Origin of the sequence: Sphingopyxis sp. (genome assembly GCF_965279755.1) — a bacterium.
In the GTDB taxonomy this organism is placed as follows: domain Bacteria; phylum Pseudomonadota; class Alphaproteobacteria; order Sphingomonadales; family Sphingomonadaceae; genus Sphingopyxis.
Genome location: NZ_OZ257261.1, coordinates 156,878 through 177,299 on the forward strand (window position 1 = coordinate 156,878; position 20,422 = coordinate 177,299).

Genomic DNA, 20,422 nt, shown 5'->3' on the forward strand with positions numbered 1-20,422 from the left:
CCCTCAACCATTGCTCACCCGATGCGCTGCATCGTCGAGCGCCGCCGACACCGCCTCGGTCAGTTGCGCGACCGAAAAGGGTTTTGGCAGGAAGGCGACGTCATCGATATTGATCGACTGGCGCAGTTGCTCCTCGGCATAGCCCGACATGAACAGAATCGGTAGCGTCGGCCGTTTCGCGCGCATCGCACGCACCATCGCGGGGCCGTCCATCGTCGGCATCACGACGTCGCTGACGATCAGGTCGATCTTGTCCATGGCAACAAAGCGCTCCAATCCCTCTTCTCCCTGCGACGCGGTCACGACGCTATAACCCGCACGGGTCAGGGCGCGTTCCGCCACCGCACGCACCATATCCTCGTCTTCGACGAGCAGGATTGTGCCGGTGCCCCACTGGCTCTTCTTCGCCTTCGCGACAGGCGTCGGCGTTGCCGCCACGCCATTCTCGGCGCGGTGGACGGGCAAATAGACGGTAAAGCTCGTCTGCCCGGGCTTGCTGTCGGCAAAGATGAAGCCCGCCGATTGCTTGATGATACCGTAGACCGTCGACAGACCGAGGCCCGTTCCCTTGCCGACGTCCTTCGTCGTGAAAAAGGGTTCAAAAATCTTGGGCAGGACATCTGCCGGGATCCCCGTCCCGGTATCACGGACCCTGAGCGCGCTGTAATCGGCGGGCGGCATGAATTCGTTGCCCATCTGACGCACGTCGGCCGCCGATACCGGATAGGTCTCGATCGTCAGCGTTCCGTTGCCCGCCATCGCATCGCGGGCATTCACGGCCAGATTGATGATCACCTGCTCGAGCTGGCCGGGGTCAGCGCGCACCGCACCGAGGCCACGGCCGTGATGCACCGACAGCTGGACCGTATCGCCGATCAGGCGCTTCAGCAGGTGCGACACCTCCGAAATCACGTCGGGGAGCTGCAAGATCTGCGGCCGCAGCGTCTGCTGGCGCGAGAAGGCGAGCAATTGCCGCGTCAGGCTGGCGGCGCGATTGGCATTGCTACGGATCTGCTGGATGTCGTCATAGTCGCTGTCACCGGGCGTATGCCGCATCAGCATCAGGTCGCAGGCACCGAGCACCGCGGTAAGAATATTGTTGAAATCATGCGCAACACCGCCGGCGAGCTGGCCGACCGCCTGCATCTTCGATGCCTGCGCGACCTGCCGCTTCAGCCGCGATTCCTCGCTCGAGTCTTTGAGGCTCAGCAGCACCGCAGCTTCGCCCAGCCCCCGCACGCCGACGACGCGCATCGACACCGGCTCTTCGCCTTGGCCGATCAGCCGGATCGACAGGTCGCCCCCCACCTGCTGCCCACTGCTATGGCGGCGGATCATGTCGGCGAGCGGCCCCTTGTCCTCGCCCACGACCAGATCGCCCGGATAGCGAGGGGGTTTCGCGTCGCCGATGCCCGCCGCGCGTCCGAAAGCACGATTCATATAGAGAAAGCGACCATCACGATCGACGAGCGCAAGCCCGAAAGGCAGCAGCGAGAGCAAGGTTTCGACATAGGCCTGCGCGGTGCCGCGGTCGGCGGGGCCCATTTCTTCGTCCAGCATCGCAAGCAGCATCGGGCCATGCTGGTCGGCAGGAACGAGCGGAATCTGGAGCATCCGCACCGGCGTCGCGCGATCGCCTTCGCGGGCGAAATAAAGCGACCCCGCATCGTCGAGCCGCAGCATCGCGCCGACATCGCGCCCGATATAATGGGCCTGATCGCCGTCCTCGAGCGCGCGGACGACAAAAGCCTGATTGGCAACCCGCAGCCGCCCCTCGGCGCTCACCAGCGCCGCCATGACGCCCGCATGGCCGAGCGTCCGACCAGCCGGTCCATCGAGATGGCGCATGACCTCGGTCGCAAGATCCAGCCGCTCGAGCGCCGCGAAACGCCAGACGAGATAGTCTTCCGCCTGCCCGGTGCGCGTCACCTGCGCCTGCAGTTGCAACGGCCCGATCGCGATCTCGTCGACCCGACCCTCGCCGTCGCGCCACGCCGCGCGGCCCGCATTTTTGAGCAGTTCGGCGCCGCGTCCGTCGAGCGGCAGTCCCGGCGGCGTGACGAAGCCGCCCATCCAGGTCGCGAACAGGTCATTCGCGCAAACCAGCCGTCCGCCCCGATCGGTCACCGCAATCGCGACATCGTCATGATTCACCGCAGCGCGCAGCATCGTCCAGTCGGGCGTCGCGGTCTCGCCGCCTACCGCTGCCGGAAACAGGCGGCGCGCGAGCAGCACACCGCCGCCCGCGATCGCCAGACCGGCAAGAAATCCCGCCGCCAGCACGGCATCGCGCGTCGCCCAGAACAGCAAGGCGACCGAGAGCAACGCAAGCCCGCCAAGTATCGCCAGATCGACAGGCGAGAGTGCGGCCCGCGCCGAAAGCGTCCCGGCCGCAGGGCCTGCCCCCCTGCTGAATTCATTGTCAGCGGAAGGCAGGCTTTGCGCGGTCAAATCAGACTCTTTCTATTGGCGCATCACCAGATGCGGACACGATCCTTCGGCGCCAGATACAGCTTCTGGCCTTCCTTGACGCTATAGGCCTTATACCAAGGGTCAAGGTTGCGCGAGACCCAAGACCGCTGGATCGACGGCGAATGTGGATCGGTCGTGATGCGCTGCGACAGATTCTGCTCGCGATAGTTGCGACGCCACACTTGCGCCCAGCCGAGGAAGAAGCGCTGGTCGCCGGTCAGGCCGTCGATCACCGGCGCCGGCTTGCCGCCGAGCGATTTGCGGTAGGCGTCATAGGCGATCGTCAGGCCGGCGAGATCGCCGATATTCTCGCCGAGCGTGAATTCACCGTCCAGACGCTCGCCGGGCAACACTTCATAGGCGTTGTATTGCGCGACGAGCGCCTTGCCGGCGGCTTCGAATGCCGCAACGTCCTGCGGCGTCCACCAGTCCGCAAGCTTGCCGGTCTCGTCATATTTTGCGCCCTGGTCGTCGAAATGGTGGCTGATCTCGTGGCCGATAACGGCGCCGATACCGCCATAGTTGATCGCGGCGTCGGCTTTCGGGTCGAAGAAGGGCGGCTGGAGGATCGCGGCCGGGAAGACGATCTCGTTCATGCCGAAATTGGCATAGGCGTTGACCGTCATCGGGGTCATGCCCCACTCCCAGCGACGGATCGGCCCGCCAAGGCGTCCGACATTGTCGTCATGCTCGAACTGGTTCGCGCGCAGCGCGTTGCCGAACAGATCGTCGGCGCGGATTTCGAGCCCGCTATAATCCTTCCAGCGATCGGGGTAGCCGATCTTGGTCGTGAAATTGGCTAGCTTCTTCTTCGCCTTCACCTTCGTCTGCGGCTGCATCCAGGTCAGGTTGCCGATGCGGGTGTCGAGCGCCGCGAGGACATTCTTCACCAGCACGTCCATCGCCGCCTTGGTTTCGGGCGGGAAATATTTCGCGACATAGTCCTGACCGACCGCTTCACCCAGATTGGCGGTGGTGAAATCGACCGCGCGCTTCCAGCGCTCCTGCATCTGCGGCGTGCCCGACAGCGCGGTACTGTAGAAGGAGAAGGCTTCGTTGGCGACCGCATCGGGAAGGACGCCCGAGAAGCCATCGAGGCTGCGGACGAGCAGCGCATCACGCAGCACGCCGATCGGCGCATCGGCAAGCAGCTTTGCCTCGCCCGTCAGCGCGCTCGGCTGCGACACGAGGATCGTATCCTCCTTGACGCCGATGCCGCGGACGAATGCGGCCCAGTCGAAGCCCGGCGCCGCCTGCACCAGCTCGGCGATGTTCATCTTGTTATAGGCCTTCGTCGCGTCGCTGCTGTCGTTCTTGTCCCAATGGACGGTCGCGACCTGCTTTTCGAAATCATAGATCGCCTTCGCGCGCGTTGCGGCATCCTTCTCGCCAGCCAGCGTCAGCACATTTTCGAGATGCTTCAGATAGGCAGCCTGAAGCTTCACGTTGCGATCGCCGTCCTTCAGATAGAAGTCGCGGTCGGGCATCCCGATCCCGCCCTGGAACAGCGTGTAGATATAGACCTCGGGATTCTTGTCGTCCTGTCCGACATAGCCGCCGAAGAAATGCTGGACGCCGTTGCGGTCGGCTTCGGCGAGCAGGGCCGGAAGCCCGGCCTTGTCGACGGCGCGGATCTTGTTCAGCCAGGGCTGGATCGGCGCGAGCCCCTTTGCCTCAACGGCCGCGGAATCGAGATAGGAGGCGTAAGCGCGACCGATCTTGCTGTCCGGATCGCCCTTCGCAACCTCGAGAATTTCCTGCGTCCGCTTCTGCGAAAGATCGCCAAGCGCGGTGAACATGCCATAGTTCGACTTGTCGGCCGGGATCGCGGTGTTCTTCGCCCAAGTGCCATTGGCAAAGGCATAGAAATCGTCGCCCGGCTGGACACTCTTGTCCATGCCCGACAGGTCGAAACCGAAATCGCCGATTTCGGGCTTGGCGGCGGCATCGGTCGCCGGAGCGGTCGCAGCCGCTTTTTCCTTGGCGACGACCGCAGGTGCGGCGCCGAGCAGAACTGCGCCAAGCGCGGCGGTCGCCATAAGGCGCGAAGAAAGGTTCAGGATCATGATATTCCCCAGATAGATAAAGCGACAAGCGCACCACACGGCACGATGTCACGATGGGGAAAGCTATAGGCTTCCCGGCCGGGCCGGTTCAACCGGCGGCGGTGTCGCTGGTCGATGCCTCATGTCGTTGGTCGCGTGCGCGGCGAATCTTGCGCCGCCAGCGAAGGCGAATCCAGTTGTCCCAGATCACCGAGGCAAGGACGTAGCCGACGATCGCCGACACGACCGATATCACGAACAATCCTGCAAGCCCGCCGAGCAAAGCGGGGCCGACATTCGCGGAGACCCAGTTCCACCACTCGCCGAGCGAGGCGCCCTCGTCATAAAGGATATAGAGGTCGGCGACATGCGTGTGCAGGCCGAACAACGTGTTGCCGAGCCAAACCGATGCCGCAAGGATCAGCGGGGTCGTCAGCGGGTTCGACAAAAAGGTCATCGCCGCGCCGATCGGGATATTCGCCCGGAACGGCAGTGCCAGCAGCGCAACGCCCAAAATCTGCACGCCGGGGATCAGAAAGAAGATGCCGACGAACAGCCCCAGCGCGGTGCCGCGCCGCACCGACGTGCGGGTGAAGCGCCACAAATGGCTGTGCGCGACGCGATGCGCGAAGGGTTTGATGAAGCGGCTCTCGAGCAGCTCCTCGCGCGTCGGCGAGTTGCGGCGAATCCAGTTCATCAGGAACGCCTTATCGCGTGGCCTGCCCCCGCTCATCCGCGGTCCTTCATCAGCCGCTCCTTGTCGCGCTTCCAGTCGCGCTCCTTGATCGACTCCCGTTTGTCGTGCGCCTTCTTGCCCTTGGCGAGCGCGAGTTCGACCTTCGCGCGCCCGCGGCTGTTGAAATAGACCGACAGGGGGACGAGCGTCATGCCCTGCCGCATCACGCCGGCGTGCATCTTGTTGATCTCGCGGCCGTTGAGCAACAGCTTGCGCGGCCTTTTCGGTTCGTGATTGAAACGGTTGCCGTGGCTGAATTCGGGGATGTTAGCGTTGATCAGCCACACCTCGCCGCCGGTCACCTCGGCATAGCTTTCGGCGATCGTGCCTTCGCCGAAGCGCAGCGATTTGACTTCGGTTCCCTGCAGGGCAATCCCCGCCTCGAACACCTGTTCGATGGCATAGTCGAAGCGCGCGCGCCGGTTCTCGGCGACGACCTTCTTCTTGTCGAATTCTGCGGCGGACTGCGGACGGGCCATTGAATTAAACCTGGATAACTCCCGCCGCGACCAATGCGGCATCGACGGCCTTGCGCGATGCATCGGACGCCTCGACGATAGGTAAGCGCACTTCGGGCGAAAACCAGCCATGGACTCGCGACAACGCATATTTCACGGGACCGGGCGACGCGTCGGAGAACATCGCCTTGTGCAGCGCGAACAGGCGGTCGTGCAATGAAAGCGCGCCCGACCAGTTGCCGGCGGCACAGGCAGCGGCGAAATCGGCACAGAGCCGCGGCGCGACATTGGCGGTCACCGAGATGCAGCCGGCTCCACCCATCGCCGCGTGCGGCAGCCACAGATCGTCATTGCCGCTGAGCTGGCAGAAACCGGCACGCGCGCCCGCCCGGTGGATCGTGACGCGCGCCAGATCGCCGCTCGCATCCTTGATCGCAACGACCGAAGGAATTTCGGACAGCTTGCACATCGTCTCGGCACTGATGTCGGTGACGGTACGCGCGGGCACGTTATAGACGACGATCGGCAGGTCGCTCGCGTCGGCGAGCGCCCTGAAATGCGCAAGCAGCCCGTCCTGCGTCGGCCGGTTGTAATAGGGCGCGACGATCAGCGCGGCAGATGCGCCGGCTTTCTCGGCGTATTGCATATGGCGGATCGCAGTCGCGGTGTCGTTCGACCCGCAGCCGGCGATCACCGGCACGCGTCCGGCGGCGGCCTCGATGCAGGCGTCGATCACCTGATAATGCTCGTCAAAGCCCAGCGTCGGGCTTTCACCGGTGGTGCCGCATGGCACCAGCGCGCTCGTTCCTTCGTCGATCTGCCATTCGACGAGCCGTTTGAACGCCGGCGCATCGAACGCACCGTCGCGAAATGGCGTCACCAAGGCGGGAATCGAGCCCGAAAACATGCTCCGCTCCTTTACAAAGACTCCGCTCGACCGATAGGATTGGCGAGCGCGCCCGCTATTGGACGTCTATTCAGCGCCCCGCAAGGAGTTTGGCATTACCATGGCCGGCATGATTTCGCTGCCCCGCATTTCCCGCCTGGCGCTTGCCGCCGCCCTCTTCTTTCCCGCCGCTGCCCATGCAAGCGAACTCACCCCCGAACAAATGAGCTGGTATCGCGCCCAGATGGGACTCGCTGGCCAGACGGGCATGCCGTCGTCGACCAATTCGGTCGGCGACGCGGTGCTCGAATGGCGCCGGCTGACCGCGACCAACACCGCCTCGTTCGACCAGCTCTCGCGCTTCCTGATGGCGAACCGCGACTGGCCCGATGCCGACAAGCTGCGCGTGCGCGCCGAAAAGGCGATCGTGCTCGACAGCTATGACCCGCAGCGCACCCTCGCTTTCTTTCAGGCCTATCCGCCGCGCACCGCCAGCGGCGAACTCCGCTATGCGCTGGCGCTAAACGCTACCGGTCGCCGCGAGGACGCCAATGCGGCGGCGCGCCGCGCCTGGACCGGCGGGATCATCGACGAAATGGAAGTGAGCCGCGCGCTCAGCTTCTTCCCCGGCGCCTTCACGCCCGCCGACCATGACGCGCGGATGGACCGCCTGCTGTGGACCGGATCGACGATCGCGGCGAGCCGCCAGCTTTCCTATGTGTCGCCGCAGAAGCGCGCGACCTTTGCCGCGCGCCTCGCGATGCGCAGCGGCGCGGTCGATGCCGCGCTTCAGGCCGCGGCGGTCGAGAGCCAGAACCCTTCGATTCTTCGCAGCGACGCCGGCTATATCACCGACAAGGCGACCTGGCTTCGCAAGGCGGGACGTGTCGGCGAAGCGCGCTCGCTGCTCGCCGCGCCGCGATCGCTCGAAAAGGCCCCGACCGATACCGAGGAATGGCTGGAAACCCTGCTCACCAACGCCCGCGCAGCCGATGCAGCGGGCGACAAGGTCACGGCCTATAATATCGCCAAGCAGCTCGACGACAGCTTTGCGCCCGGCGTGGTGATCCGCGAAGCCCCGCTCAGCGTCCGCGACGATTACACCTCGCTTGCCTGGCTTGCCGGCCAGCTTGCGTTCAAGAGCCTCGGGCGCCCCGGCGAAGCCGTCCGCCTCTACGCCGCCTATGGTGAAGGCGCGCGCTCTGCGCAGACACGGACCAAGGGCTTCTACTGGGCTGGACGCGCCGCGCTTGCAGCGGGCAACCGCGATGCGGCGAACGGCTATTTCAACGATGCCGCGCAGCATTATGACCAGTTCTACGGCCAGCTTTCGCTTGAGCGCCTCGGCCGTGCGCAGCCCAAGCCAACGCCGAACCCGACCGTTCAGGTGAACGGCGACGAGCGCCGCGCATTCGAGGACAACCGGCTGGTGCGCGCGGCGCGCGCGCTCGGCGAGATCGGCGCGTGGCGCGAGCAGTCGCAATTCCTGCGCGCGCTTGCCAACCGCGCTCGCTCGCCATCCGACCATGTGCTGGCAGGCCAGCTCGCGGCGTCGATCGGCCGCCCCGACCTCGGCGTGATGATCGGCCGCAGCGCGCAGGCGAACAGCCTCGACGCGGTCGAAGTGTCGGGCTTTCCGACCGTCCGCGTACCGAACGGTCACGAAGGCAACTGGACCTTCATTCATGCGATCACGCGGCAGGAAAGCCAGTTCGACCGGCAGGCGATCAGTCACGCCGGCGCGCGCGGGATGATGCAGTTGATGCCCGGCACCGCACGCGAAGTCGCCGGCAAGCTGGGGCTGAGCTATGACGCCGGCTCGCTGACCGCCGACACCAATTATAATATGACGCTGGGCTCGACCTATTTCCAGCAGATGCTGAGCTATTTCGGCGGCAGCTATCCGCTTGCCGTCGCGGCTTACAACGCCGGTCCGGGCAATGTGAACAAATGGATCCGCGCCAACGGCGACCCGCGTAACGGCGGCATCGACATGGTCGACTGGATCGAGGCGATCCCGATTTTCGAGACACGCAACTATGTGCAGCGCGTGCTCGAAAACGCCGTCGTCTACGATACGCTCCGCGACGGGCGAAGCCTGCCCAATGCACCGCTGAGCTTCTATCTCGGCAAGCGCAACCCGGGGTAAGCCCGGGTGGCGGGGGACAAGACGAACATCATCTCGCCGGCGGGCTTCGCCGCGCTGCGCGCCGAATATAACGCGCTGCTCGGCGACGAACGGCCCAAGCTGGTCGAGGTAATCAGCTGGGCGGCGGGCAATGGCGACCGCAGCGAGAATGGCGACTATATCTATGGCCGCAAGCGGCTGCGCGAGATCGACCGGCGGCTCGGCTTTCTCGCCCGCCGGATGAAGGCCGCGCGCGTCGTCGATCCGGCTGAGCAGCCCGACAAGAGCCGGATCTGGTTCGGCGCCACGGTCGAGCTGGCCGATGATGACGATGCCCGGCGCGTCGTGACCCTCGTCGGCGATGACGAGGCCGAAGCAGGCGAAGGCCGGATCGGCTGGAACAGTCCCCTCGCCCGCGCGCTGCGCGGCGCCGCGATCGGGGATCTCCGCACCGTGCAGCTTCCCGCCGGTCCCAAGGAATGGGAGGTTTTGGCGGTCAGCTATCCCTGATCGTCACTCGCCGATCCCTGCAATCAAATCGCGCTGATCCTTTCGGAGTTCGGGGAGGTCGCGGGCGAGCTTTGCCCAATAGGCGGCCTCCTTCGGGTTCGCTGCGACGCCATTGCCCTTCGCATAGGCCCAGGCAAGGATGGCGCGCGATCCTGCGAAACCGGCGCGGGCACCGACACCGCAATTCTCGACCTCGGCTATGGTGAGGGTCTTGTCGGCGAAATGCGCCTCGCAGAGCCAGTGATTGCCCTCCGGGTTGCCACCGTCGGCGATCAAGCGCAGTCGCGCCAGACTTTCAGGCCGGGTCGCCGTAAAATACGTCAGGGCAAAGATCGCGGCCGGATGCCCCGCCGCCGCCGCCTCGGCATAGAGAAGCTGCGACCGCGCGACGTCCGGCGGACCGAAGGTCCCGGCCGTCAGTCGATAGGCAAGGTGCGTCTTCGCCTTGGAAAAGCCGGCGTCCGATGCCGCGACATAGAGATCATAGGCACGCTTTACGTCCTCGGCCGAAGGATCATTCTCGAGCAGCAGATAGGCCAGTTCCTGCTGGCCTGCCGGAAAATTCTGCGCAGCCGATTGTTCGAGATAGGCCCGCGCGCGCGACACGTCTTTCCGTACCCCAACGCCGAGCGAGAACATATAGCCGGCGAGATGCTGCGCGAGCGGATCGCCGCCGTCCGCCAGCCCGATCAACTCGGCGGCCGGATGACGCGACAGGACGTCGGCGATCAGGACCGGCTCGTCCTCGATCGCAAGACGATCGAGCGAGATGTCGGCGAGCGGCTTCACCGCCGCGCTGCGAACCACCGCCGCAGCGGCGGTCGCAGGTCTCGGGGCGGCTGGCGCTGGCGCTGCGGTCGGCACAGCCGCGCTGCTCACGCCCCGTCCGGGCAATTCGGGCGGCGCGACGAGATAATAGTCGTCGAACCAGCTGCCATAATGAAAGGGCTGCTGCGGCCCATGCTCCATCCCGTAGGTGCGCTTGTAGACGTCGCGCGAGACGACCTTGAAATAGTCGGCGATTTCAAGCCCCGGAATGCCGAGTTCCTTGACCACCGCCGCAGCAAAGGGGCTGACCGGCGATCCGACCGGCGCATAGTCGAGCGCGGGGCGCCCCTTTGCGGTCGAATAGAAAACCGCCCCCTGCCCGATGTCGAGCAGGCCGAGCGGCGCCGACCCCGCCTCGCCCTTCGCCACATCGACATCTTCCACGCGCACGACAGGCTCGGCGGTGCGGCAAGCGTCGACGAACAACAGCGTAAAGGCGCCCGCGGGGACGACGCGCCTTACCAGCGCCTCGATCGACAGGTAACGCTTCTCGACATCGGCGCGCCGCGTCGCGGGCGGTGCATCCATCGGGACAAGCCAGTTGCGCCCGCCATATTCGAAACCATGGCCGGCATAATAAAGGATCACCGACTTGGCGCCCTTCGCCTCATCTGCGAATTTTGCGAGGTCGGCGTCGAGCGCCGCCTTGTCGGCATTGCGGACGATGCGCGGTGCGATGCCTGCCTTGGCAAAGGCATCGCAGACATAGTCGATGTCATTGACCGCATTCCTCAGCGACGGCCATTCCCAGTCATTATAGGAACTGTTCCCGATGAGCAGCGCGACGCGGTCGCCTGCAAGCGGCGCGGTGCCGCAGCTACCCGCCTGCGCAAAAGCGTCCGGCGCAACATACAGGGCCATTAGCGACGCGATGAGCGCCCCCAGCCGTTTTCCACCCCTCATATTCGCCCTTCCCCCGCGCGAATCGCCGCATCCGGAAATCCCAGAAAACTGCGCAACTTCACTCCGAAATCGCCTTTCCGTCCCCACGGCGCCCCCGTTCGCGCAGACATCGGCGATGGCAACAGCCTAGGTCGGCGTACGACTGTAGGAAAGCGCAATTTCCTCTGTGAGCAGGGTCATAAACAATGGCATGAAGGCACCCTAAAACGGCAGCCTGCTCAGACACACCGATCGATTGCGGAGGAACTTATGCGGACACTGGCTTTGGCGGCGCTGCTGCTGGCATCGGGCGGAGCGCAAGCGATGCAGCGGCCGGAGGTTCCGGTGATGAGCGACGATGAGATTCAGGCGACGATGAAGGCGGGCGAGGAAGTTGAAAACCGCGTCAACGGCGATTTCAATGGCGACGGCGACATCGACACTGCCTGGATCGTCCGCGGCGAGGACAGCCGCGCGCTTCATGTGCAGTTCGCGGCGCGCGGCGAATATGACATGTATCACGAACCCGCAGGCAGCGCCGACCTCGACCCTTTCCCGCTCGGCCCAGCCGAAATGACGGTCTCGAAGGGCGTGCTGGTCGTCAAGGATCTGACCGGCGGCACGACAGCGATATCGGCGACCTATCGCTTTCGCGGTGAAAAGATGAAGCCGAAGATGCGGCTGATCGGGCTCGACGCGACGCTCTACAGCCGGACTTACGCGCATGACGGGGCCGAGATGAGCTGGAACGTCCTGACCGGCGACGTCATCGCGACCAAGATGAAGCTCATCGGCAGCGGCGAGAATGCAAACTACGACAAATCGGCGGTCAAGCGCTTCAAACGGCCCGTCCGGGCATATTATATGGAGGACACGCCGGACGCCGAAGAGACGCTCGACATGGCAATGAAGGGCAAGTGACGGCGCCGCTTACTGGTTGAGCAGCGCCGGCACGATCCAGATCGCAGACAGTATGATTACCGCGAGCAGCAGCGATATGGCTAGGACATAGCGAACGCCCTGCCCCTTGATGCCGCTGCTGGCTTCGGTCTCGGTCACCTCGACATGGTCATCGACGACATGCATGGTTCGTCTCCCTTTCCGGTCCGCATAATACGCCGGCGTTGCGCGCGGGGTTCCCGCGCGTCGAATGGGAATATTTAGCCAGAGGGTCTGTAAGCCGGGTTCTGTCCACCCCTTTTGACGGGGGATGGGCGATCATTCCTCTAGGCCGGCGGTTACCCGACGGCTCAAGCAGTCAACCCGGACGGCGGGGCCGGAACCAGCCCTGAGTTACCTCGTGCCATCCCTATTCGACCTTGCTCCCGGTGGGGTTTGCCGTGCCGCGTCCGTTGCCGTCCGCGCGGTGCGCTCTTACCGCACCCTTTCACCTTTCGCCGGGCCGAAGCCGTTGGCGGTCTGCTCTCTGTGGCACTTTCCCTGACTCCGGTTGCCCGAAGCCGCCGGACGTTATCCGGCACCGTGGTTTCCGTGGAGCCCGGACTTTCCTCCCCCGCTTGCGCGGCGGCGATCGCCCGACCCTCTGGCTGGATGCGTTATAGGCCTTTCGGCCCGGTTTGACGAGTCAATTGCCCTCGGGCTGCGGCAGCAGCAGCGCGAGCAAGATCGCGCGGCATTCGCCGTCGATCGTTCCGTCGATCAGTTCGGTGCGAAAGCGCCGCTGGAACGCGACCGTCGCGGCAAAGCCGTCGGTCACGTCATAGCCGAAGCGCTCGAGTGCGAGCAGGAAGCCCGCATCGGTCCACAGCGGATCGGTGAGCTTCTTCGTCGGGCGCGGGAGGGCGAGGCGGCGGCGTGCCAGTTCTTCCCAGGGAAAAAGTTCGCCAGGGTCCTGCTTGCGGGTCGGCGCGATGTCCGAATGGCCGACGACATTGCCGCGCGTGATCGAATGGCGATCCTTGATCTGGTGGACGAGCCGCACGACCGATGCGACCTGCGGGTCGGGAAAGGGCACATAGCCCCATTCATGCCCGGGATTGACGATCTCTATCCCGACGGCGGCCGAATTGATGTCGCTGATGCCGCGCCAGTGCGATTTTCCGGCGTGCCAGGCGCGTTTGTCCTCGGGCACCATTACGGTGATCTGGCCATCCTCGCTGACCACATAGTGCGCCGAAACTTTCGCTTCGGGATCGGCAAGCCGATCAATGGCTTCAGTCCCGGTCTTCATACCGGTATAGTGCAGCACGATCATTGAAATGGGCAGCGCGCGTTCGTCGAAATTGGGTGACCAGCGTTCGATAAAATCGCTCATGCGCCTTGCGGTCCGTCCTGTCCTGCCCAGCCCTTCCCCTGCGCCAGCAGCGCAGAAATTGCAAGGTCAGGCGGCGATCGACCGCAACGGGTCGGGTCGGCGGACCTGCTGGTCGGCGGGCTCGTACAGACCGCGCAGCCGCGGGCTGGCGACGAACTGATCGGTCTGGCCTAGCACGGTCTCGCCCGCGCCGAGGACAAGAAAACTCTGCGGCGCCGCCACCGTCCGCAGCTTGGCGAACGCTTTCTGCCGCATCGGCAACGAGAAATAGAGCAGCAGATTGCGACAGAAGATGAGGTCGGCGGGCGCCCCGAGCGGTGGGCGGTCGACAAGCATGTTCTGGACCGAGAAATCGACGCGGCGGCGGAGGTCCGCCTTGGCGAGCCAGCCAGCCTCGGTCTGGTCGAACCAGCGCACCATGCGCTGCACCGGCAGGCCGCGCTGGATTTCGAACTGGCTGTAGAGGCCGACACGCGCACGACCGATGGCGTGATAGCTGACGTCGGTCCCGACGATATCGACCTGCCACCCGGCCCATTTGCTGTCCTGTTCGGCGAGCAGCATCGCCATCGAATAGGCTTCCTGACCCGTCGAGACACCGCAATGCCAGATCGTCAGCCGCCGCTGGCGCAGGTTGATGCGGTGCAGATGTTCGAGCGCGGTCTTCGCGATGTCATCGAACAGGCTGTGTTCACGATAGAAAAAGGTTTCGTTGTTGAGCATCGCATCGACCGTGTCGTCGAGGAGCTGGCGGCTGTTCGAGGTCACGAGCGCCGCGACGAGGGCATCGAGATCGCCGATACCGTGCCGCTGCATCACCGGCTTCAGGGACATTTCGATGCGCCAGATGCGGTTCGGAGACAGCGTCTGCCCGGTTCGCGATTCGAGCACACCCATCAGGACGCGATAGGCCGACTCGCTGGCTGTCCCGCCCATCATGACGAACGGCGCCCCGGCATATAGCTGCCGAGCATCAGCGCGATCGCATCGGGGTTGAGCGTGGCCGTCGCAAGCCCCGCCTTGGCCACAGCGCCCGGCATCCCCCAGATCACGCAGCTTTCGGGCGCCTGCGCGAAAATCGTGCCGCCAGCCTCCTTCAACCGCGCCGCGCCCTGCGAGCCATCACGCCCCATACCGCTTAGCACGACCGCGACGCCGCCCTTGCCATAAGCCTCGGCCACCGACGCCAGCATCGGATCGGCCGAGGGACAGCAGCCATTGTCGACCGGCCGGCGGTCGAGCGCAATTTCGCGCCGTGCGCCGTTCGCGACGACCATCAAATGCGCGTCGCCGGGCGCGAGGTAGATGTGATTGGCCTCGACCATCATGCCCGCTGCGGCCACGCAGACCTCACGCTTCGTCATCATCGCGATCTGGCGCGCATAGAATTCCATGAACGCGTCGGGCAGATGCTGGGTCAGCAGAATGGGCGCCGAAATGCGCGGGTCGAGATGCGCAAGAAAATTGGCGAAGGCCGGAATGCCACCGGTCGAGGCCGCCACTGCGATACATTCGAGCCGCTGGTCGGCATCGATCGCGACAGGTGCCGGGGGCGCTGGCGGACGGAACGCAATGCGTGTCACGGCCGGCACCGTTTCCAGATGCCCGAGCGAAAGGATGCGGTCGGTCAGCACCTCGGCAAAACGGCCCGAAAAGCTGCCGCGACCGGGCTTGGCGAGCGTGTCGCTGGCGCCGAGCGCGAGCGCTTCGATCGCCGCCGGGCCGCCTTCGACACAGTTCGACGACAGGATCAGCACCCGTGCTTTCGCCGCGCGCTCGAGAATATGGGGCAACGCATCAATGCCGTTCATACCCGGCATCTCGATATCGAGCACGACGACATCGACGGGTTCGCACGCCAGGAAGGCCAGCGCGTCGTGCGCCGAGGCGACCGAGGCGCAGACCGTCAGACCGGGGGTTTGTTCGACGATACGTTCCAGGATACTGCGGACAACCAAGCTGTCGTCGACGAGCAGGACGCGCACGTTGCGACCGGCCGGTTCTTCGGCCCCGCCTGGGTCTGATGGAAGATGGGCGGATCGCGTCACCGGTGCGGCCTCAGGCCACGCCGACGAGCTGCAGCTTTCCTTCGAGCGTTTCGCGATCGAACGGCTTCATCACATATTCGTCGGCGCCGGCTTCGATCGCGGTGCGAATATGGTCGATGCTGTTTTCGGTGGTGCAGAAGACGACGCGCGGACGTTCCTCGAACCCGAAGTCGAGATCGTTGAAAGCGCCGAGAAATTCCATGCCGCTCATCACCGGCATGTTCCAGTCGAGGAGGATGACGTCGGGGCGGTTGGCGCGGCAATAGGTCAGCGCCTCCTGCCCATCGGCCGCCTCGTCGACAGAAAACGACATGCTTTCAAGGATATGACGCGCGACCTTGCGGATCACTTTACTATCGTCGACGACCAGACAAGATTTAGACATTTATGCCTCCGACCCCAAGGTTGCCGCCATGCTAGGGCGAAGGGGTGTGCAGGTTATTAATACGACCGCCATCACGCAGCCTTAAGTGCCGGTAATGTGATAAAATGCGACGGATCGACGACGAGCAGCGAATGCCCCTGATGCTCGATCATCGCGTCAGCGACGCGTGCCCAGCCGGGCAGCAATTTGCCGGTGACCCGCGTTTCGGGCGCGTCGATGAAACAGACATCCTCGATCTCGTCAGCGAGCAGAGCATAGCCATGACCGGCGACGTCGACGACGACGACGCGTTGTCCCGGCGCGACCGGGACCGACGAGAGGCCGACGACGACATGCGGATCGATCAGCGTGAAGACGCGGCTGCGCAGCGCGAAGAGCCCCGCGACATGCGACGGGGCGCCGGGCACCTCGACCGGCGTACCGACGGTCACGACCGAATGGATCGAGCGCGAGCGGAGCGCCACGCGCGTGTCTGCAATCCGCGCGACGAGATAGAGCTTGTCCATCATGGGCGGTCTCCCCCGACACTGCGGCGCAGCGCTTCGAGCAACGCGCCGCGATCATAGCGATAAACGGTGTCGTCGTCGGGTCCCGATGCCGCGACCGAGCTGCGCAGGCGAATGACCGGAACACCGCCCTCCCCGGCACCCGCACCGTCGGGGGACAGCGACAACAGCACGTCGGCCGCTTCGCCACCATGGCCCGACGCGATCCGATAGCCCGCGCTCTGCAGGATCGGCGCGAGGAAATTTTCGCCCCAGCCGTCATGATCGTCGGCGATTCGGCACAGCGGCGCACGACCGGTCGGAGCCGTCATCCCGCCGGAATATTGCTCCATCAACCAGAATGGATCGATCAACTCGACCGGCTCGCCGCCGACGATGACGATCCCCGCGACCAGCCCCGGCGTCGCGGCCGGCTGGACCAGCTCGGGCAGGCGCACGATGTCGATCACCGTATCGATCGGATAACAGAGCACCATCTGCCCGTCGTGGAGGCGAAGCAGCTTCAGCGTGCCATGATCCGCGGGCAACGTCGCGGCGTGGACCGCGAAGATATCGTCGCCGATCTGCGCCTGAATCTGGCCACCGCTTTCGAACAGCGCGAGCGCGGGCACTTCCTCGACGCGCTCGATCACCGACAGGCGGACACCGCGCGTGCGGCCGCCGATGTCGCGGAAGAGCAGCAGCTGCGCGGCATTGCGTTCGGCCGCCGCCGCAGCTTCGGCCTCGACCGCCTGATCCATCTGGCGCCCCGCTTCGGAGGCATCGATCGCCGCCGCCGCCAGAATGCCCTGCACGTCGAGCAGCAGCACCGGGCGGCCATTGTCGGGCAGCGTCGTGCCCGCATAGAGTCCCGTCGCCATGATCATCGGCGCGGCCGGCTTGATCACCAGTTCCTCATGGTCGTGGATCGCGGCAACACTCAGCGCATAGCTCTGCCCCTGCCCCGGCCGGACGAGGACGAGCGCACGATCGTCGATGTCGTCGCGGTGGTCGCGGTTGCGGCCGAGAATGGTTTCGAGACGCAGCAGCGGGAATTGCTCACCGCGCACAGTGACGATTTCACCGCCACCCAAGCGCTCGATGCGGACGCTGTCGCTCGTCTCAAGCAGGATTTCGCGCACCGAACCGCGCGGGATCGCGAAATATTGCCCCGCCGCGCGCACCATCAGGCCCGAAATGATCGTCAGCGTCATCGGAACGCGCAGCACGACCGAAAGCCCGCGCCCCTCATCGTTGCGCAGATCGACGACACCGCCGATCTTTTCGACATTCGCCTTGACGATATCCATGCCGACGCCGCGGCCCGAAATGGCTGTCACCTTGGCGGCGGTCGAGAAACCGGGGCGGAAGATCAGGTCGAGCTTTTCGCGCGGGGTCAGCGCGCGCGCGTCGGCGGCCGATATGACACGCGCCGAAATCGCTTTCTGGACGAGGGCATCGGGCGAAAGCCCGCGCCCGTCATCGCGCACCTCGATCTCGATCTGGTTGCCCGACTGGCGCGCCGAGACGCTGATCGTCGCGGTGACGTCCTTGCCTGCGGCGACGCGGCCGTCGAGCCCCTCGATGCCATGATCGATCGCATTGCGGACGATATGGATCAACGGATCGCGGATATTTTCCATCATCTCACGGTCGAGTTCGACCTCGCCGCCACTGGTCGCAAAACGGATCTTCTTGCCCAGATCCTTTGCGAGGTCGCGAACGATGCGCGGCAGCGGCGCGAACAATTTGTCGATGCGCTGCATCCGCATCTGGCTGACCGACTGGCGCATTCCGGCAATCGAATCCGAAAGCCGGTCGAACGACGCGATCAGCGACGGATTGGCGCCCGATTCACGCAGCATCCGGGCGAATTCGTTCCGCGCGAGCACAATGTCGGTAACCCCGGTCATCACGCTGTCGAGCAACGGCAACGGTACGCGGATCGAGCGCCAGCCCTGCATATCGACGACGACATCATCCTCGCGGCGGAGCTGGATTTCGGCAGGGTCAGAAGGGGTTTCGGCGACGGCGTCGGCGACCGAAAGCGCAGCAATCACGTCGCTGTCATCGCCCGTCGGCTCGACGCCTTCCTGCGCGAGTATCGCGCAAAGCTGCGACAGCCGGTCGATGATCCCGAGGACCCCGGTGACGAGCGCCGCATTCGCGGAACGGTTGCCGCGCCGCACCTGATCGAGCGCATCTTCGGCGGCGTGCGACAGTGCGGTAACGCGCGGCAGCGACAGGAAACCCGAACTGCCCTTGATCGTGTGAACCAGACGGAAAATTGCGTCGAGCTGCGCCCGGTCGGCAGGGTTCGCCTCCCACGCCACCAGCGCCCCGCCGGCCTCGGCAAGGATTTCCGCCGTTTCGGCGAGGAAATCGTTCAGCAGATCGTCCATTATGCTATCGGTGCGCCCCGGAAATCGAGGCTTCACCATGCCGGACAATGGTTAATGGAGGGTTTGTATCTGGGAGAATCCGAAAGGAAAATTCGGCCCGTACAGCGCGATCAGCGACCCTTCAGCACCGCCCCGACGAGCAGCGAAGTGGGGGTTTCGCGGGCGAGCATCACCGTGCCGCCACTCTGCTTCGCCACCGCCTGAACCAGCACCGCCGGCGCGGTGCGCGAGGTCATCGCGGTCGCGCCTTCGCCCTCGGCGAGGATGCGTTCGACGTCGGCGTCGAGGAAGATACGCTCGGCCTCGACATGCAGCGCGATCTCGATGCCGCCGCTCTGGTTCTCGCAGCCGATGTCGAGCCGGCCGCCGCGCACCAGCGCATCGACGAGCAGCAACGACAGGTTGAGGATGATCTTCACCGCGGGCTTGGGCAGCGGGTCGGCCCCGATCATCCAGTTGAGGTCGATCGCGCGGTCGCCGATGATCCCCTCGATCGCCGACTTCGCTTCATCGGCGGGAACGAGCTCGCCGAAACCGCCCGCCGAGCCGAAGGCCAGACGAAAGAATTTGAGCTTGTTCGCCGAGGTCCGCGCGCTCTGTTCGAGCAGGTCGATGCAGCGCGCGCGCATGTCGGGGTCTTTTTCGTCGGCGAGCAATTCCAGCCCGTTGGCGAAGGCGCCCACCGGGCTCAGCAGGTCGTGGCACAGGCGCGACGCCAGCATGGACGCGAAATCGACGCGATCGTCGGACATGGATCAGCAACTCCCCGCAGACCGGCTCTTCCGGCTCGCGCCTGCTCCCTAAGGCAGGCGCCCGATCCGGGCAAGCGCGATGCGGCGAGCCCCTTGAAATTCCGCCCCTCGAAACCATATCGCGAGCAATGTTGGGGGACGACGAAATACTTTCCGTGACGCTTCAGGACGGGGCCGCAGGGCTGCGGCTCGACCGCGCGCTAGCCGAGGCGCTGCCCCAGCTTTCGCGCGAGCGGCTGAAGACGCTGATCAAGGGCGGCCGCGTTGCCGACGCCGCGGGAACGATCCTGTGGGATCCGTCGGCGAAGGCAGCGGCACCCGCGACGCTCGCGGTCCGGCTGCCCGCTCCCGCTCCGGCGCATAATGTCGCGCAGGATATGGGCCTCATAATCGCCTATGAGGACGAGCATCTGATCGTCGTCGACAAGCCCGCCGGGATGGTCGTCCATCCCGCCGCGGGAAATCTCGACGGCACGATGGTCAACGCCCTGCTCCACCATTGCGCGGGGCAGCTCTCGGGGATCGGCGGGGTTGCCCGTCCCGGCATCGTCCACCGGATCGACAAGGATACCAGCGGGCTGATCGTCGCAGCGAAGCATGACAAGGCGCACGAAGGCCTCGCGAAGCAATTCGCGGCGCACAGCATCGACCGCCGCTATCTCGCGATCGCAACCGGCCGCCCGATGCCCGCGAACGGCACCGTCAACGCGTGGCTCGCCCGGTCGAGCACCAACCGCAAGAAGATGGCGGTGGTGGCCGAGGGGCGCGGCAAGCATGCGATCACGCATTACCGGACGATCGAGCCGCTGAAAGGCGCGACCTTGGTCGAATGCCGGCTGGAAACGGGGCGCACGCATCAGGTGCGCGTCCATATGGCGCATATCGGGCATTCGCTCGTCGGCGACCCGGTCTATGGCCGCGTCAAGAAGCCGCTCTCGGAAACATTAAAAGCGCGTAATTTCGCGCGTCAGGCGTTGCATGCGGCCCATTTGGGCTTTATTCATCCGGTGACGGGTAACCGGGTCGCGCTCGACAGCGAACTCCCCCTAGATATGCGGGAACTGCTCGATGAACTGCGCGTTTAAGTTTCGAATGAAAATCTATCTCGACCGACGGGCGCAACCGCGGCA

18 protein-coding genes and 1 other RNA gene are annotated in these 20,422 nt (G+C 64.9%); 4 read left to right on the top strand and 15 right to left on the bottom strand.

Annotation, left to right across the window (positions count from 1 at the left end; all coding sequences use genetic code 11):
- Positions 1-3 precede the first annotated feature (3 nt).
- The 5 genes from ACQY80_RS00825 to dapA form a co-directional block, all read right to left on the bottom strand.
- Positions 4-2,349: a response regulator gene (locus ACQY80_RS00825; protein ID WP_428685705.1), complete on the bottom strand. Its 2,346-nt coding sequence runs from the start codon at positions 2,347-2,349 to the stop codon at positions 4-6.
- Positions 2,350-2,474: 125 nt separating this feature from the next.
- A complete protein-coding gene (locus ACQY80_RS00830; RefSeq protein ID WP_428682687.1) occupies positions 2,475-4,538 on the bottom strand; it encodes a M13 family metallopeptidase in 2,064 nt (687 codons plus the stop codon).
- A gap of 88 nt (positions 4,539-4,626) precedes the next feature.
- Entirely contained in the window at positions 4,627-5,214 is a 588-nt protein-coding gene (locus ACQY80_RS00835) for a DUF2062 domain-containing protein (RefSeq protein WP_428682689.1), read from the bottom strand.
- Positions 5,215-5,246: 32 nt separating this feature from the next.
- Positions 5,247-5,732 (bottom strand): SsrA-binding protein SmpB, encoded by a 486-nt coding sequence (gene smpB, locus ACQY80_RS00840; RefSeq protein ID WP_428682691.1) that lies wholly within the window; start codon positions 5,730-5,732, stop codon positions 5,247-5,249.
- Between the two features lie 4 nt (positions 5,733-5,736).
- Positions 5,737-6,618, bottom strand: a complete 882-nt coding sequence (gene dapA, locus ACQY80_RS00845) for a 4-hydroxy-tetrahydrodipicolinate synthase (RefSeq protein ID WP_428682693.1) — start codon at positions 6,616-6,618, stop codon at positions 5,737-5,739.
- A gap of 100 nt (positions 6,619-6,718) precedes the next feature.
- Here dapA and ACQY80_RS00850 point away from each other — a divergent pair, with 100 nt between their 5' ends.
- Together ACQY80_RS00850 and greB are read left to right on the top strand one after the other, a co-directional pair.
- Positions 6,719-8,746 carry a transglycosylase SLT domain-containing protein gene (locus ACQY80_RS00850; RefSeq protein ID WP_428682695.1) on the top strand — a complete coding sequence of 676 codons (2,028 nt, stop codon included), beginning with the start codon at positions 6,719-6,721 and terminating at the stop codon, positions 8,744-8,746.
- Positions 8,747-8,752: 6 nt separating this feature from the next.
- Positions 8,753-9,235 carry a transcription elongation factor GreB gene (greB, locus tag ACQY80_RS00855; protein ID WP_428682697.1) on the top strand — a complete coding sequence of 161 codons (483 nt, stop codon included), beginning with the start codon at positions 8,753-8,755 and terminating at the stop codon, positions 9,233-9,235.
- 3 nt (positions 9,236-9,238) lie between these two features.
- Here greB and ACQY80_RS00860 read toward each other — a convergent pair whose 3' ends face one another.
- Complete coding sequence (locus ACQY80_RS00860) at positions 9,239-10,924, bottom strand: caspase family protein (protein ID WP_428682699.1); 1,686 nt, start codon at positions 10,922-10,924, stop codon at positions 9,239-9,241.
- Between the two features lie 291 nt (positions 10,925-11,215).
- Here ACQY80_RS00860 and ACQY80_RS00865 point away from each other — a divergent pair, with 291 nt between their 5' ends.
- The gene (locus tag ACQY80_RS00865) at positions 11,216-11,866 is read left to right on the top strand and encodes a hypothetical protein (protein ID WP_428682700.1); all 651 of its coding nucleotides are present in this window, start codon (positions 11,216-11,218) and stop codon (positions 11,864-11,866) included.
- Between the two features lie 9 nt (positions 11,867-11,875).
- Here the strand turns inward: ACQY80_RS00865 and ACQY80_RS00870 are convergent, their stop codons facing one another.
- The 9 genes from ACQY80_RS00870 to ACQY80_RS00910 form a co-directional block, all read right to left on the bottom strand.
- Positions 11,876-12,031, bottom strand: coding sequence for a hypothetical protein (locus ACQY80_RS00870; RefSeq protein ID WP_428682702.1), 156 nt, complete (start codon positions 12,029-12,031; stop codon positions 11,876-11,878).
- Between the two features lie 74 nt (positions 12,032-12,105).
- Positions 12,106-12,492: RNase P RNA component class A (gene rnpB, locus ACQY80_RS00875), an RNA gene on the bottom strand.
- A gap of 38 nt (positions 12,493-12,530) precedes the next feature.
- Positions 12,531-13,220, bottom strand: a complete 690-nt coding sequence (locus tag ACQY80_RS00880; protein WP_428682704.1) for an N-acetylmuramoyl-L-alanine amidase — start codon at positions 13,218-13,220, stop codon at positions 12,531-12,533.
- A 66-nt stretch (positions 13,221-13,286) separates the two neighbouring features.
- Entirely contained in the window at positions 13,287-14,159 is an 873-nt protein-coding gene (locus ACQY80_RS00885) for a CheR family methyltransferase (protein WP_428682706.1), read from the bottom strand.
- The gene (gene cheB, locus ACQY80_RS00890; protein WP_428682708.1) at positions 14,156-15,205 is read right to left on the bottom strand and encodes a chemotaxis-specific protein-glutamate methyltransferase CheB; all 1,050 of its coding nucleotides are present in this window, start codon (positions 15,203-15,205) and stop codon (positions 14,156-14,158) included. The genes ACQY80_RS00885 and cheB overlap by 4 nt, the downstream gene beginning before the upstream one ends.
- A 73-nt stretch (positions 15,206-15,278) precedes the next feature.
- Positions 15,279-15,653 (bottom strand): response regulator, encoded by a 375-nt coding sequence (locus tag ACQY80_RS00895; RefSeq protein ID WP_428682710.1) that lies wholly within the window; start codon positions 15,651-15,653, stop codon positions 15,279-15,281.
- A gap of 71 nt (positions 15,654-15,724) precedes the next feature.
- Positions 15,725-16,162: a chemotaxis protein CheW gene (locus ACQY80_RS00900; protein ID WP_428682712.1), complete on the bottom strand. Its 438-nt coding sequence runs from the start codon at positions 16,160-16,162 to the stop codon at positions 15,725-15,727.
- Positions 16,159-18,540, bottom strand: a complete 2,382-nt coding sequence (locus tag ACQY80_RS00905) for a chemotaxis protein CheA (protein ID WP_428682714.1) — start codon at positions 18,538-18,540, stop codon at positions 16,159-16,161. Before ACQY80_RS00905 ends, ACQY80_RS00900 begins: the two co-directional genes overlap by 4 nt.
- A 110-nt stretch (positions 18,541-18,650) precedes the next feature.
- A complete protein-coding gene (locus ACQY80_RS00910) occupies positions 18,651-19,292 on the bottom strand; it encodes a histidine phosphotransferase family protein (protein ID WP_428682716.1) in 642 nt (213 codons plus the stop codon).
- Positions 19,293-19,420: 128 nt separating this feature from the next.
- On the opposite strand from ACQY80_RS00910, the gene ACQY80_RS00915 reads away from it, so the two are divergent.
- Positions 19,421-20,377 carry an RluA family pseudouridine synthase gene (locus ACQY80_RS00915; RefSeq protein ID WP_428682718.1) on the top strand — a complete coding sequence of 319 codons (957 nt, stop codon included), beginning with the start codon at positions 19,421-19,423 and terminating at the stop codon, positions 20,375-20,377.
- Positions 20,378-20,422 lie beyond the last annotated feature (45 nt).